Origin of the sequence: Dyella lutea, assembly GCF_024158035.1 — a bacterium.
Classification (GTDB): domain Bacteria; phylum Pseudomonadota; class Gammaproteobacteria; order Xanthomonadales; family Rhodanobacteraceae; genus Dyella_A; species Dyella_A lutea.
Window position 1 is genome coordinate 559813 of the sequence record NZ_JAMZEK010000002.1, and the last position, 14316, is coordinate 574128.

The window sequence follows — 14316 nt, forward strand, 5'->3', positions numbered from 1 at the left end:
GTGGCTTTGATGGATGCAAGGCATGAGTGATTTCCCCCGCTGGAAATACGCGCTGGTCGCGCTGGCTTTGGTGTTCGGCATCATCTACGCGCTGCCCAACGCCTTCCCGCCGGTACCGGCGGTGCAGGTGCAAGCGAACCACGGCGCACCGCTGGATGCCAGCGTGCAGCAGAAGGTGGCCGACGCACTGGCCGCGCAGAAGATCGCCTACACCGGACTGGCGATCGACGGCGATCACCTGGTGGCCAACTTCTCGAACGCGGACGTGCAGGCCAAAGCCTCCGACGTGATCAAGGCCGCGCTCGGCGACAACAACAACTACACCGTCGCGCTGAACCTGGCACCGACCGTGCCGGCCTGGCTGCGCGCGATCCACGCCAAGTCGATGCCGCTGGGCCTGGACCTGCAGGGTGGCGTGCACTTCCTGATGGCGGTCGACCAGAACAGCGTGATCGACCAGCAGGAGGAGCGCTATGCGGATGACATCCGCAGCCTGCTGCGGCAGAAGAACATCCGCTATGAGTCGGTGACGCGCGTCAAGGGACGCGGCGACGGCATCAACATCGCGCTGCGCTCGGATGCCGATCGCAACGCGGCGGCCAGCGACATCGCCAGCGAGTACCCCGACCTCAACGTCAACAACGGCGACAGCAGCGGCGACCGCTTCATGCTCAACGCCGCGGTCAAGCCGCAGAAGCTGCAGGAGATTGCGCTGGGGGCGATCAAGCAGAACGTCAGCACGCTGCGCAACCGCGTCAACGCGCTGGGTGTGTCCGAGCCGGTGATCCAGCAGCAGGGCGAGAACCAGATCGTGGTCGAACTGGCCGGCATGCAGAACCCGGCCGAGGCGAAGAAGGTGATCGGCGCGGTGGCCACGCTGGAATATCACCCCGGCATCGGTTATCCGGGGGATCCGCAGGCCGTGGATGCCGCGAAGACCGGCAATGTGCCGCCGAATGCGCGCCTGTACTACATGCGCGGTACACACCAGCCGGTGCTGGTGGCCAAGCAGCTTATCGTCAGCGGCGACCAGCTGGCCAATGCCACCTCCGGCACCGACCCGCAGAGCGGCACGCCGACGGTCAATGTCACGCTGACCGCCGCCGGCGCCAAGCGGATGCTGGACTTCACCACCAACAACGTCGGCAAGCCGATGGCGGTGGTCTACGTGGAGACCACGTACGACACCAAGACCGTCGACGGCAAGGAAGTGCGTACGCCGCGCGTCACCGAGGAAGTGATCAGCGACGCGCGCATCGACGGCGTGTTCGGCAAGAACTTCCAGACCACCGGCCTGGGCAGCCCGAAGGAGGCCTCCGAGCTGGCGCTGCTGCTCAAGGGCGGTTCGCTGGCCGCGCCGGTGGACATCGTTTCCGAATCGGCGCTGAGCCCGAGCCTGGGCCAGGACAACATCAACAAGGGCTTCAAGGCGGTGATGCTGGGCCTGGCGCTGGTGCTGCTGGCCGCGGCGATCTACTACAAGCTGTTCGGCCTGGTGGCGGACATCGCGCTGTTCTTCAACCTGGTGATCCTGGTCGCGGTGATGTCGCTGATCGGCGTGACCCTGACCATGCCGGGCATCGCCGGTATCGTGCTGACCCTCGGCATGGCGATCGACGCCAACGTGCTGATCTGCGAGCGCATCCGCGAGGAGCTGCGCAACGGCTCGACGCCGCATGCCTCGATCCGCGCCGGCTACGAGAAGGCCTGGGCAACGATTCTCGATGCCAACGTCACCCACCTGATCGCCGCACTGGCGCTGACCACGATGGGCTCGGGCCCGATCCGCGGCTTCGGCGTCACGCTGCTGATCGGCATCCTGACCTCGATGTTCACCTCGGTCACGGTGACCCACGCGATCACCGCGCTGATCCACGGCAACCGCAAGCTCAAGACGCTGTCGGTGTAGTTGTTGTGCCGCCGGCCGCCCGTCCCGGGCGGCCGGCGACTCGCCCGGTCCGGCACCTGTCCGTACCGGGCTCCGCGCAGCGGACGGGTCCGCGGCGCGACCGGCCATCCATGGCCGGGACCCCTTGAAGGAATGGTTCATGGAAATCTTCAATCACAACGCCAACGTCAACTTCCTCGGCATCCGCAAGTACACGATCGGCCTCGCTGCGCTGCTGATGATCGCGTCGGTCGGGCTGATCTTCACCAAAGGCCTGAATTACGCGCTGGACTTCACCGGCGGCATCTCGGTGGAAGTGAGCTATCCGCAGCCGACCGACGTCGGCCAGGTGCGCGCGGCACTGCAGAAGCACGGTTTCGAGAACCCGCTGGTGCAGAGTCTGGGCGGTTCGCGGCAGATGTCGATCCGCCTGCAGGCCAAGGAGGACACTGCCGACGCCGCCGCGGACAAGACCGGCGCGACCAGCTCCGCCGCCGCCGACAAGGTGGCCAACGACGTGCTCGCTGCGCTGAAGGCGGAGACGCCTGGCGTGACGATGACCAGCCACAGCTTCGTCACGTCCGCCGTGGGCGACGAGGTGAAGAGCGACGGTTCGGTGGCGGCGATCTTCGTGATCATCGGCATCGGCCTGTACCTGTGGATGCGATTCGAGCGCCGCTTCGCGATCGCCGCGCTGGTCACCGAGGTGCACGACGTGCTGGTCACGCTGGGCGTGATCGCCCTGGTGCAGCGCGAGTTCGACCTGACCGTGCTGGCCTCGGTGCTGGCGGTGATCGGTTACTCGATCAACGACAAGGTGGTGGTGTTCGACCGTATCCGCGAGCTGTTCCGCTCCGCGCGCAAGGCCGAGCCGGAGGAGATCCTCAACCGCTCGATCAACACCACGTTGTCGAGAACCATCATCACTTCGCTTTTCACCGGCATCACCATGGCCGCGCTGTACTTCATCGGCGGGCCGGCGGTGGAGGGTTTCGCGGTGACGATGCTGATCGGCATCGTGGTCGGCACGCTCTCCTCGATCTTCGTCGCCAGCCCGATCCTGCTGTGGCTGGGCGTGTCGAAGAAGGACCTGATGCCGGTCACCAAGGAGAACCCGGAGCTGGCCCGCCGTCCTTGATCGGCGCAGCGGTCCGCAACGGAAAAGCCCGGCTCATGCCGGGCTTTTCTTTTGTGCGCACGTTCATGCAACCGTTCGCACGGAAAGCCTCAACTTGCCGACGGGTCCGCCGATAAACGGAAGGTGCTGGGGTCACGGCATCTTCAATCAAAGGCGGAATGGAACATGCTTGTCGTCGTCGGTGCCCTGGTCGTGATCATCGCCGTGGTGGGCGGCTTCGTGCTGTCCCACGGACATCTCGCCGCGTTGTGGCAACCTTACGAGCTGCTGATCATCGGTGGTGGGGCGCTAGGCGCGTTCCTCAGCGCCAATCCGTCGAAGATCGTCAAGGCATCGATCCAGGACGCCATCGGTCTGGTCAAGGGACCCAAGTACAAGAAACAGGACTACGTTGACCTGCTCTCGCTGCTCTACGACATCTTCAGCGTGGCGCGGAAGGAAGGTCTGCTGGCACTCGAGTCGCACATCGAGAACCCGGAAGAGAGTCCGATCTTCACCAAGTATCCGCGGTTGATCCGCGAGCACCATCTCGTCGATTTCATCACCGACTGCCTGCGCCTGATGGTCAGCGGCAGCATGAACGCGCACGAGCTCGAGCCGCTGCTCGACTACGAGCTGGAAACCCACCACCACGAAGCCGAGGCTCCGGCGCACGCGGTGGCCAAGATGGCTGACGCGATGCCCGGCTTCGGCATCGTGGCGGCGGTGCTCGGCATCGTGATCACGATGGGCTCGCTCAACGGCGGCGACACCTCCGCCATCGGCGAACACATCGCCGCCGCGCTGGTCGGCACCTTCCTCGGCATCCTGCTGGCCTACGGCTTCATCGGTCCGCTGGCGCAGGCGATGGAGTCCAAGGTGAAGGAGGACAGCAAGGCATTCGAGTGCGTGAAGGTGGCGCTGATCGCCAACCTGCGCGGCTACAACCCCAAGGTGGCGGTGGAGTTCGCGCGCAAGTCGCTGTCGTCGCAGTCCCGGCCGAGCTTCCAGGATCTCGAGCTGCACCTCAAGGGCGCTGCGGCATGAGTGAGGACCAGAGCGAACCAGTCATCGTCGTCCGCAAGATCAAGCGGGTCAGCGGCGGGCACCACGGTGGGGCCTGGAAAGTCGCCTATGCCGACTTCGTGACGGCGATGATGGCGTTCTTCCTGGTCATGTGGCTGCTCGGCCAGGGCACCAAGCAGCAGAAGGCGGCGATCGCCGAGTACTTCAACAACCCCAGCATGCAGCAGGGCCAGGCCACCGTCGCACCACCGGGACAGGTGGGCGCCGGCGGCGCCAGCGACAGCATGATCAAGCTGGGCGGTGCGATGGACATTCCGAAGGGTCCGGGCAACGAGCGCCGGTATGCCAAGCCGCAGACCTCCAAGGCGGACCTGGAGAAGCTCGCCAAGGCGCAGGAGAAGGCGCGCCTGGAAGACCTGATGAAGCAGCTGAATGCGGCCATCGAGAAGAGCCAGGCGCTGGCACCGTTTAAGGATCAGCTGCTGCTGGACATCACTTCCGAAGGTCTGCGCATCCAGATCGTGGACAAGCAGAACCGCCCGATGTTCGACCTCGGCAGCGCCCGGCTGAAGGACTACACCGTCGACATCCTTCACGAGCTGGCGGGCTTCATCAACAAGGTGCCGAACCCGATCAGCATCTCCGGCCACACCGACGACGCGCCCTATTCGAACGGCCGCGACTACAGCAACTGGGAGCTTTCCGCCGATCGTGCCAATGCGGCGCGGCGCGCACTGATCGAGGGTGGCCTGCAGAACGGCAAGATCGCCCGCGTGGTCGGACTGGCCGATTCGGTGCCGTTCGACAGGAACAACCCGGGTGCGGCGATCAACCGCCGCATCAGCATCATCGTGATGACCCACGAGGCCGCCGAGGCAGCCAAGTCTCCGGAAGGGGCCGACAGCGCGCCGGCAGCGGCCGCTTCGGTCCGACCGACGGCGGATGCTGCCCCGGCCATCGCCGCTTCGCTTGCCGCCTCGCCGGTGGCACCGGCGATGACGGTGACCGCACCGTCGACACCGACGGTGGTCGAGTCGCGCCCCGCCGCGACCGGGGCTGCCGCTGACGCGGCACCGGTCGGCCTGGCGACGCCTGCTGCCCAGGGCCTGCCCTCGATGCCGGCCGCGGTGCGGGCCGTGCAGGACGCAGGCATGTCCACGACAGTCAGGCCCGGTCGGGAGGGGGCGATGCCTGCGGCGGTGCGTGCAATCCAGGCCGCCGGCTACCCGGCGGCGGCAACGACGACGCGATTGCCCTAGCGACTGCCTGGGAACAACGTCCGCTCGAGCTCGGCCAGGCGCTCGGGCGTGCCTACGTCGGTCCAGTGCCCGCGGTGATGCATGCCGTCGACTGCGGCGCGGGCCATCGCGGTGCGCAGCAGGGGGGCGAGCGGAAAGCGCGGCGGCTGGCCGGGCAGGGTCGCCGATGCATGCTCCTGCCAGCCATCGAGCACCTCCCGGCGATAGACCCCCACGCCGGCAAAGGTGAGGCGCGGCTCGCCCCGGGCGTGCAGCTGTCCGGCGGCGTCCAGGTGAAAGTCGCCCGTCGGATGGTGCGGCGGGTTGCCCACCATCACCAGGTGCGCCACGCCGCGCGGCTCGGCGGGCAGGCGGGCGAGATCGAGGTCGGTCCAGATGTCGCCGTTGATCGCCAGGAACGGTTCCGGCCCCAGCAGCGGCAGTGCGTTGAGCATGCCGCCGCCGGTCTCCAGCGGTGTCGCTCCTTCGTACGCGTAGCGGATGCGCAGGCCCCAGCGGGCGCCGTCACCCAGCGCTTCGGGAAACTGGTCGGCCAGGTGCGAGGTGTTGATTACCACGTAGTGCACGCCGAGCCCCGCCAGCCTTTCCAGGTGCCACACGATCAGCGGCTTGCCGCCGACGGCGAGCAGGGGCTTGGGGGTGCGGTCGGTGAGCGGGCGCATGCGTTCGCCCAGGCCCGCGGCGAAGATCAGCGCATGCCTCATGCGGGTACCGGATGGGTGGTGAGGTCGCGGTCGCCGACGTGTCGCGCCAGCAGGTCGGCCATCGGCTGCAGTTCGGGGTAGCTGCCGGCGATGTCGATCACGTAGTCGAACACGCGGGGCAGGTCGGCCAGGTAGCCGCGCTTGCCGTCGCGGTAGGCGAGCCGGCAGAAGATGCCCAGCACCTTCAGGTGCCGCTGCAGCCCGATCAGGTCGAACCAGCGCAGGAAGGTGGCGGTGTCGACCTCATCCTCGATCAGCCCGGCGCCGTGCAGGCGCTCGCGATAGGCCTCGACCCAGGCCTCGACGCGCTCGCGCGGCCAGGCGATGTAGCAGTCGCGCAGCAGCGAGGCGAGGTCGTAGGCGATCGGGCCGGCCAGCGCGCCCTGGAAATCGATGATGCCGGGGCTGGCCAGCGGCGTGTCGTCGTCGATCACCAGCAGGTTGCGGCTGTGGAAGTCACGGTGCACGAACACGGTCGGCTGCGCCAGCGCGCTGTCCAGCAGCACGCCGAAGGCTTCCTCCAGCGTTTCCAGCTCGTCGTCGTCGGGCGTCACGCCCAGGTGCCGGCCGAGGAACCATTCCGGCAGGATCGCCAGCTCGCGGGCCAGGAACGCACGGTCGTACTGGGCCAGGTCCGCGGTACCCATGCGGGTCTGGATACGCAGCAGCGCGTCGAGCGCGGCACCGTAGAGCTGTTCGACCGAGCCTTCGTTCAATTCCGGCAGGTAGGTGCGGGTGCCGAGATCCTCGATCAGCAGGAAGCCCAGCGCGAAGTCGGCCTCATGCACTGCCGGCACATGCAGTCCGGCGTCGGCAAGGCGGCGTCCGATCGCCAGCCACGGCGCCGGATCCTCCAGGGCCGGTGGCGAATCCATCACGATCCAGCTGCGGCCATCGTGGTGGGTACGCCAGTAGCTGCGGAAGCTGGCGTCGGACGATGCGCTCTCCAGCGTGAGGCGGTCGTCGCCGAGCGTGCGGCGCAGCCAGGCGAGGCGTTCGTTGGCGCGGTCGGTGGAGGTCATCGGCGGCAAGGCCCGGGCGAAAAATGCCAGTCTAGCGTCAGCGCCCGTCCGCGGAAGCCGGGGAGGCGCCGGCGTTGCGAAACCGTTTTCCTGCCGATCACCGGTAAGTCTATGGTCGAAATGATTTTTCCCGACGCTGCGTTACCGCTTGAACCGGCGCGCATTGTGGGCCACCTTAGGCGGACGGCGGCCGCAGCGCCCGGGTGATGCAGGCCGGCCAGCCGAGGGAATTCCTGCCTTTGAGTTCGATGCATCTGGTCTTGTCGTCGCATCTGTCCGGACTACGTCTCCCGGTGACCGTCGCGCGCGCGACGACATCGTCGGGCAACGTGGACGGTCCGTGCCCCGGGGCCGGTCCGCGGCACCGGCCCGCCCGCGGTGTACGTCATGGCGTTTGAACTGGAAGAACGTTGCATCGACGTCGCCGACATCAAGCTCGGCATGTACGTCTCGCGGCTCGATCTGCCATGGGAGCAGACCCCGTTCCCGTTGCAGGGGCTGGAGGTGCGCTCGCTGGAGGACATCGACAGGCTCCGCGAGCTCTGCCGTTTCGTCTACGTCGATGCACGCCGGCAGGTGATTATCGACAACGTCCCGCTGAAGATCCTCAACCGCACCGAGCTGCCCGAGGCACGCTTCCAGGCACGCATCGGCTATCGCGACGAGGTGGACTTCGCCGAGGAACTGCCGCGCGCCCGCGAGGCGATGGAGCAGGCGTCTACCCTGGTCGACCGGGTCTTCGACGACGTGATGCAGGGGCGCGAGCTGCCGGTGGAAAGCGTCGAGCAGGCCGTGCGCCCGCTGGTCGCCAGCGTGCTGCGCAGCGCCGATGCGTTCTTCTGGGTCGAGGGCCTGCGCCGTCGCGACAGTTATTCCTACAACCACGCCATCCACTGCAGCGTGCTGGCCGCGCTGTTCGGCCGGCATATGGGTTTCGCCGAGGAGACCATCGTCAGCCTGGCCGCAGGCGGCCTGCTGATGGACGTGGGCAAGGCGCGGGTACCGGCGGAGTTGCTGACGCATCCCGGCAGGCCGAGCGCGGAAGAGATGGAGCAGATCCGCCAGCACGTGGCCCACGGCCTGGACATCCTCCATGCATCGGAGCTGCGCGATGCCGACGTGATCGACATTGTCCGTACCCACCACGAGCGGCACGACGGCCAGGGCTATCCGGCCGGGCTGGCCGGCGTGGAGATCCCGCTGGCCGGTCGCATGCTGTCGATCATCGATGCCTATCATTCGATGATCAGCGAGCACACCTACCGGCCGGCGGTGTCCCGCCACCAGGCCCTGCGCGCGATCTACGCAGCCAAGGGAACCCAGTTCCAGGCCGAGCTGGTCGAGCAGTTCCAGGTCTGCCTGGGCGTCTATCCCACCGGTTCGATGGTCGAGCTCACCACCGGCGAGGTGGCGGTGGTGCTGGCGCAGAACCAGGCACGCCGGCTGACCCCGCGCGTGGTGATCCTTAGCACACCGGACAAGCTGGCGTTGACCACCTTCCAGGTGATGGACCTGATGAACCAGCCCGAGGGCAAGCCGCAGGTCCACATCCGCCGGGGCCTGGCGCCGGGCGAGTACGGCATCGATACCACGGACCTGTTTCTGCAATGACGCCCGGGGCCGACGACCGGAGCGGACGGGGAGTCGCCGCTTGCTGAATCGCGATGTGTTGCTGTCGGCCTTCGATGCCGCGATTCGGGCCCGGACGGGAGAGGATCGCGTGGCGGCAGTCGTGCTCCGGATCGAGGGGCTGCGCGAGCGCCGGCTGCGTTTCGGCTTTGCCGCCGCGGACGCGGCGGTCGCACAGGTGACCGCCCTGGTCGGCGTCGCCTTGCGGCCGGTGGATACCGTGTTGCGTGTCGGCGAGGATCTCTTCGCGCTGCTGCTTCCGGGCATGCGCAATGCGCAGCACGCCCTGCTGGCGGCGACCCGGCTCACGCAGGCCTTCGAGCAGCCGGTCGCGGGTCAGGGCGAACCGTGGCGGGCCCGGCCGGTGATGGGGATTGCGCTCTATCCGGATCATGGCGGGACTCCCGAGGCGGTACTGCTGCGCGCCGACATGGCGATGGACGAGGCGCTGCGCCTGGGCGAACAGCACGCCGTCCACGACGGTGCCAGCGATCCGGTGACAGTGCGCTATGGCGAGCTTCGCGATGCGATCGAGAGCAACCGCCTGGCGGTGTTCCTGCAGCCGATCTTCGACCTGCAGAACGGCGGCGTGGCCGCGGCCGAATCGCTGGCCCGCTGGCCGGCGGGCGGTGCCAGCGGCGGCATCTCGCCCGCGGACTTCGTGCCGTTCGCCGAACAGAGCGGACTAATTGGCCCGCTCACCCACTGGAGCATCAACGCCACGCTCCGCCATGCGGCGCAGTTGTCGCCGTCAGCGGAGATGAAATTCTCGATCAACCTCTCGCCGAGGGTGTTCGACCAGCCGGGGCTGGTCGAGAAGCTCATCGGCGCGCTGGAGATCTGGGGCATCGCGCCCGAGCGCATCGTTGCCGAGGTGACCGAGACGGCACTGGTGAACGACCTGGAGCAGACCGTGCGCCTGCTTCGTCGCCTGCGCGACCGCGGATTGGGTGTGGCGATCGACGACTTCGGCACCGGCTACGCCAGCATCGCCTATCTGCGGAAATTTCCCGCCACCGAACTGAAGATCGACATCTCGCTGGTGCGCGGGCTTGCCGGCGATGCACGCGGCGCCAAGCTGATGCGCGCGATCATCGACATGGCCCACCACCTCGATCTGCTCACCGTGGCCGAAGGCGTCGAGGATCCGGCGACGCGGGCGTTGCTGACGGAGATGGGCTGCGACTTCGGCCAGGGGCACTATCTGGGCGAACCCATCCCGGCCGGCGATTTCATCACACGCTTCGGCCATTAGGCCTGTGCGTCCGCAGCGCCATCCGGCTGCCGGGATGCGGGGCGGCCGCCGGGCCGTCCCGCGTCGGATCGATCAAAGGTTGTAGGCCTTCTCTTCGTGCTGCGAGAGATCCAGACCGATCTGCTCCTGCTCGGCATCCACGCGCAGGCCGATGGCGATATCCAGGATCTTCAGGATCGCGTAGCTCAGCACCGCGCTCCACACGATGGTGAAGCCCACCCCCTTGGCCTGGATCCACAGCTGGCCACCGAGCGAGGCGACGTTGCCGAAGCCGCCCAGCGTGGCGGCCGCCAGCGGGCCGGTGAGCAGGCCGCCGATGATGCCGGCGATGGCGTGCACGCCAAACACGTCCAGCGAGTCGTCGTAGCCGAGCTTGTTCTTCAGCTTCGTCGCGGTAAAGAAGCACACCGCGCCGGCGATCAGCCCGAGCACCAGCGCACCGCCCGGGCCACAGGTGCCGGAGGCCGGGGTTACCGCGACCAGACCTGCCACCGCGCCCGATACCGCGCCCAGCACGCTGGGGCGCTTGTGCACGAACCACTCCACCGCGGTCCAGCCGATCACCGCACCGGCGGTAGCGATCTGGGTCACCAGCATGGCCATGCCGGCGCTGCCGTTGGAGGCCACTGCCGAGCCGGCGTTGAAGCCGAACCAGCCCAGCCACAGCAGGCTGGCGCCGATCACCGTGTAGCCGAGGTTGTGCGGCGGCATCGGCGTGGTCGGGTAGCCCTTGCGCTTGCCGATCACCAGGCACGCCACCAGGCCGGCGATGCCGGCGTTGATGTGCACCACGGTGCCGCCGGCGAAGTCCAGCACGCCCAGGTCGCCCAGCAGCGAACCGGGGCCGCCCCACACCATGTGCGCCATCGGCAGGTAGACGAAGGTCAGCCACAGCCCGCTGAACCACAGCAGGGCGCTGAACTTCATGCGCTCGGCGAAGGCGCCGATGATCAGCGCCGGGGTGATGATTGCGAAGGTGAGCTGGAACATTACGAACGCGCTCTCCGGCACCGTGTTGTACAGCGAGTCGGGTTTGAGCCCGGCGAGCATGAAGCGGTCCATCCCACCGATCACCGAGTGCAGGTCGACCTGGCCGGCGTGCATGCCTTCGGTGCTGAAGGCCAGCGAGTAGCCGTAGACCATCCACAGCACGGTCACCAGCGCGGTGATCGCGAAGCACTGCATCAACACCGACAGCAGGTTCTTGGCGCGCACCATGCCGCCGTAGAACAGCGCCAGGCCGGGGATCGTCATCAGCAGCACCAGCATGGAGGCGGTCAGCATCCAGGCGGTATCGCCGCTGTCGAGCTTGGGTGTCGCGCCTTGCGCGAAGGCGGGGAGGGCGAACAGCAGGCCAGCGAGGAGCGCGGCCGGGCGACGCAGGGCGAGCAGGCGGTCAGAGCGCATCGGCGTCGACCTCCTGGGTGCGGATGCGGATCACCTGTTCGAGATCGAACACCATGATCTTGCCGTCGCCGACCTTGCCGGTGCGGGCGGCGGTGCCGATCGCCTCGATGGCGCGCTCGGCCTGGTCGTCGCTGACCGCGATCTCGATCTTCAGCTTGGGCAGGAAATCGACCACGTACTCGGCGCCGCGGTACAGCTCGGTGTGGCCGTGCTGACGGCCGAAGCCCTTCACCTCGGTCACGGTCATCCCCTGCACGCCGGCCTCGGCCAGCGCCTCGCGCACCTCGTCGAGCTTGAACGGTTTGATGATGGCGGTAATCCACTTCATGACGTGCGCTTCCCCCTCGCGACTGGTTCTGCTGCAGCACAGCAGATTGCGTGCCAGCACCTGTTGGCCGCTGGTTTGCGCCGGAAAGTGGCCCTGTCACTCGACCTGCGCGGGCAGGATAGGGGCGGATGCGGTCGCCGCGCCCGAAAGCGGTGCGAGGCCTTGCCCATGCATGGTGCAATGATTCCTGCGACGTCGTGTCCGGATTGACCGTTGCGACCGTAATCCGTACCATTTTGGTCTGATTTGTCGGAATCTCCCGTCATGCTCCGCGTCAGCCGCCTTACCGATTACGCCACCGTGGTGATGACTTGCATCGCCGCGCATCCCGACGATGTGCTCAGCACGGCGCAGATCGCCGACGAAGCCCATCTGGAGCTGCCGACGGTGAGCAAGCTGCTGAAGTCGCTCGGGCACGCCGGCCTGGTCGAATCGTTCCGCGGTGTCAACGGCGGCTACCGCCTCGCGCGCCCGGCCGGCGAGATCAACCTGGGCGAGATCGTCGAGGCGATGGAAGGGCGTATCGGCATGACCGAGTGCGGCACCGACGGCCAGTGCGAGCGCGAGTCGCAGTGCGGCGTGCGCGGCAGCTGGCGGCGGATCAACCAGGTGCTCGACGACGCCCTGCGCGGCGTGAGCCTGGCCGACATGCTTCGACCGCCGGCCACGCCGGCGCTGGCGACCATCGCCATCAGCGAGATCAAGGGCAGGACCACCGCATGAGCAGCGAACACACCGAGACCACCGCGCCGGTGGAGAACGCCGAGGTCATCGAGGCGCTCGGCCGTCGCTACGCCGCCGGCTTCGTCACCGACATCGAGACCGACTACCTGCCGCCGGGCCTCAACGAGGACATCGTGCGCGCGCTTTCCGCGCGCAAGGGCGAGCCGGAGTGGATGACCGAGTGGCGCCTGAAGGCCTACCGCCACTGGCTGACCATGCCGACCCCGGACTGGGCCAAGCTCAACGTGCCGGCGGTGGATTACCAGGCGATCAGCTACTACGCCGCGCCGAAAAAGGCGCCGAAGTCGCTCGACGAGGTCGACCCCAAGCTGCTGGAAACCTACGAGAAGCTCGGCGTGCCGTTGCACGAGCGCGCCAAGCTGGCCGGCGTGGCGGTGGACGCGGTGTTCGACTCGGTTTCCGTGGGCACCACCTTCCGCAAGGAGCTGGCCGAGGCCGGCGTGATCTTCTGCTCGATCAGCGAGGCGATCCGCGAGCATCCCGAGCTGGTGCAGCAGTACCTGGGCAGCGTGGTGCCGGTGGGCGACAACTACTTCGCAGCGCTCAACTCGGCGGTGTTCTCCGACGGCTCGTTTGTGTTCGTGCCCAAGGGCGTGCGCTGCCCGATGGAGCTGAGCACCTACTTCCGCATCAACGCGATGAACACCGGGCAGTTCGAGCGCACGCTGATCATCTGCGAGGACGACGCCCACGTTTCGTATTTGGAAGGCTGCACCGCACCGCAGCGCGACGAGAACCAGCTGCACGCCGCGGTGGTGGAACTGGTCGCGCTGGAGCGCGCCACCATCAAGTACTCCACCGTGCAGAACTGGTACCCCGGCGACGAGAACGGCGTCGGCGGCATCTACAACTTCGTGACCAAGCGCGGCGACTGCCGCGGCCACGACTCCAAGATCAGCTGGACCCAAGTGGAAACCGGCTCGGCGATCACCTGGAAATACCCCAGTTGCGTGCTGCGCGGCGATCGCTCGGTGGGCGAGTTCTACTCCGTCGCGCTCACCCACCATTTCCAGCAGGCCGACACCGGCACCAAGATGATCCACCTCGGCAAGGACACCAAGTCGAAGATCGTCTCCAAGGGCATCTCCGCCGGCAAGAGCTCCAACAGCTATCGCGGCCTGGTGAAGGTGGAGAAGGGCGCCGACAACGCGCGCAACTACACCCAGTGCGACAGCCTGCTGATCGGCAAGCAGTGCGGCGCGCACACCTTCCCCTACATGGAAGTGAAGAACCCCACCGCGATCGTCGAGCACGAGGCGACCACCTCGAAGATTTCCGACGACCAGCTGTTCTACTGCCGCAGCCGCGGCATCGGCGAGGAAGACGCCGTGTCGATGATCGTCGACGGCTTCTGCAAGCAGGTCTTCCGCGAGCTGCCGATGGAGTTCGCGGTGGAGGCGAAGAAGCTGCTGGAAGTTTCCCTGGAAGGTGCCGTCGGATGAGGTTCGTCGCGCTCGTTGCGCTTGTCATTCTGGCCTGGTTGATGGCCGCTCCCGTGCGCGCCGACCAGCCACCGGCTGATAACGCGGTGGTTGCGAAGTTTTGCGCTAAGGCAGCCAGCCAGTACGACATGAACCAATGCGCTGGCCGTGTTGGCAAGGCCGCTGATGAGGAGCTCAACGCGACCTACCAGGCCGTGCTGCGGAAGTGGGCCGCGTACCCGAAGATGATCGCGAAGCTGCGCCAGGCGCAGCGGGCCTGGCTGAGCTATCGCGACGCGGACCTTGCGGCGCGCTTTGCCGATTCCGAGGGTCCCGATCGCGGCACCGCCTTTCCGGCCGCCTATGCGCTCTACCAGGCCAGCCTCGAGCGCGAACGGACGGCCCGCCTTTGCGACTACCTGCGCGGCGACGCCTACGGCGAGCAGGACAGCGCTCCTTGCCCCGATCTCGTCCGTCATCCGTTCGTCGTCCCCAAGGCGCCCTGACGCCACTACT

At 67.2% G+C, this 14316-nt stretch carries 13 protein-coding genes; 9 read left to right on the plus strand and 4 right to left on the minus strand.

Features of this window, described 5'->3' with window-relative positions; all coding sequences use genetic code 11:
* The first annotated feature begins 22 nt into the window (after positions 1–22).
* The 4 genes from secD (at position 23) to motB (ending at position 5290) form a co-directional block, all read left to right on the plus strand.
* Positions 23–1909, plus strand: a complete 1887-nt coding sequence (gene secD / locus NC595_RS09940; protein ID WP_253566160.1) for a protein translocase subunit SecD — start codon at positions 23–25, stop codon at positions 1907–1909.
* Between the two features lie 139 nt (positions 1910–2048).
* Positions 2049–3026: a protein translocase subunit SecF gene (gene secF / locus NC595_RS09945; protein WP_253566161.1), complete on the plus strand. Its 978-nt coding sequence runs from the start codon at positions 2049–2051 to the stop codon at positions 3024–3026.
* Positions 3027–3191: 165 nt separating this feature from the next.
* Positions 3192–4052: a flagellar motor stator protein MotA gene (motA, locus tag NC595_RS09950; protein WP_253566162.1), complete on the plus strand. Its 861-nt coding sequence runs from the start codon at positions 3192–3194 to the stop codon at positions 4050–4052.
* Complete coding sequence (gene motB / locus NC595_RS09955) at positions 4049–5290, plus strand: flagellar motor protein MotB (RefSeq protein WP_253566163.1); 1242 nt, start codon at positions 4049–4051, stop codon at positions 5288–5290. The genes motA and motB overlap by 4 nt, the downstream gene beginning before the upstream one ends.
* Here the strand turns inward: motB and murU are convergent.
* Positions 5287–5994, minus strand: coding sequence for an N-acetylmuramate alpha-1-phosphate uridylyltransferase MurU (gene murU, locus NC595_RS09960; protein WP_253566164.1), 708 nt, complete (start codon positions 5992–5994; stop codon positions 5287–5289). The two genes, motB and murU, sit on opposite strands and share 4 nt — an antisense overlap.
* Positions 5991–7016, minus strand: coding sequence for an aminoglycoside phosphotransferase family protein (locus tag NC595_RS09965; protein WP_253566165.1), 1026 nt, complete (start codon positions 7014–7016; stop codon positions 5991–5993). Before NC595_RS09965 ends, murU begins: the two co-directional genes overlap by 4 nt.
* Positions 7017–7403: 387 nt before the next feature.
* Between NC595_RS09965 and NC595_RS09970 the strand changes: the two genes are divergently transcribed.
* Both NC595_RS09970 and NC595_RS09975 read left to right on the plus strand, forming a co-directional pair.
* Positions 7404–8627, plus strand: a complete 1224-nt coding sequence (locus NC595_RS09970) for an HD-GYP domain-containing protein (RefSeq protein ID WP_253566166.1) — start codon at positions 7404–7406, stop codon at positions 8625–8627.
* Between the two features lie 40 nt (positions 8628–8667).
* On the plus strand, positions 8668–9900 hold the full coding sequence (locus NC595_RS09975) for a putative bifunctional diguanylate cyclase/phosphodiesterase (RefSeq protein ID WP_253566167.1): 1233 nt from the start codon (positions 8668–8670) through the stop codon (positions 9898–9900).
* A gap of 72 nt (positions 9901–9972) precedes the next feature.
* Here NC595_RS09975 and NC595_RS09980 read toward each other — a convergent pair whose 3' ends face one another.
* Positions 9973–11307 (minus strand): ammonium transporter, encoded by a 1335-nt coding sequence (locus NC595_RS09980; RefSeq protein ID WP_253566168.1) that lies wholly within the window; start codon positions 11305–11307, stop codon positions 9973–9975.
* Positions 11297–11635, minus strand: a complete 339-nt coding sequence (locus NC595_RS09985) for a P-II family nitrogen regulator (protein WP_017461301.1) — start codon at positions 11633–11635, stop codon at positions 11297–11299. The genes NC595_RS09980 and NC595_RS09985 overlap by 11 nt, the downstream gene beginning before the upstream one ends.
* Before the next feature lie 264 nt (positions 11636–11899).
* On the opposite strand from NC595_RS09985, the gene NC595_RS09990 reads away from it, so the two are divergent.
* Genes NC595_RS09990 through NC595_RS10000 form a run of 3 tightly spaced genes read left to right on the plus strand, consistent with a single transcriptional unit; the run spans position 11900 to position 14306 of the window.
* Entirely contained in the window at positions 11900–12358 is a 459-nt protein-coding gene (locus NC595_RS09990; RefSeq protein WP_063672168.1) for an SUF system Fe-S cluster assembly regulator, read from the plus strand.
* Positions 12355–13821 (plus strand): Fe-S cluster assembly protein SufB, encoded by a 1467-nt coding sequence (sufB, locus tag NC595_RS09995; protein WP_253566169.1) that lies wholly within the window; start codon positions 12355–12357, stop codon positions 13819–13821. The genes NC595_RS09990 and sufB overlap by 4 nt, the downstream gene beginning before the upstream one ends.
* On the plus strand, positions 13818–14306 hold the full coding sequence (locus NC595_RS10000; RefSeq protein WP_253566170.1) for a lysozyme inhibitor LprI family protein: 489 nt from the start codon (positions 13818–13820) through the stop codon (positions 14304–14306). Before sufB ends, NC595_RS10000 begins: the two co-directional genes overlap by 4 nt.
* Positions 14307–14316: the final 10 nt, after the last annotated feature.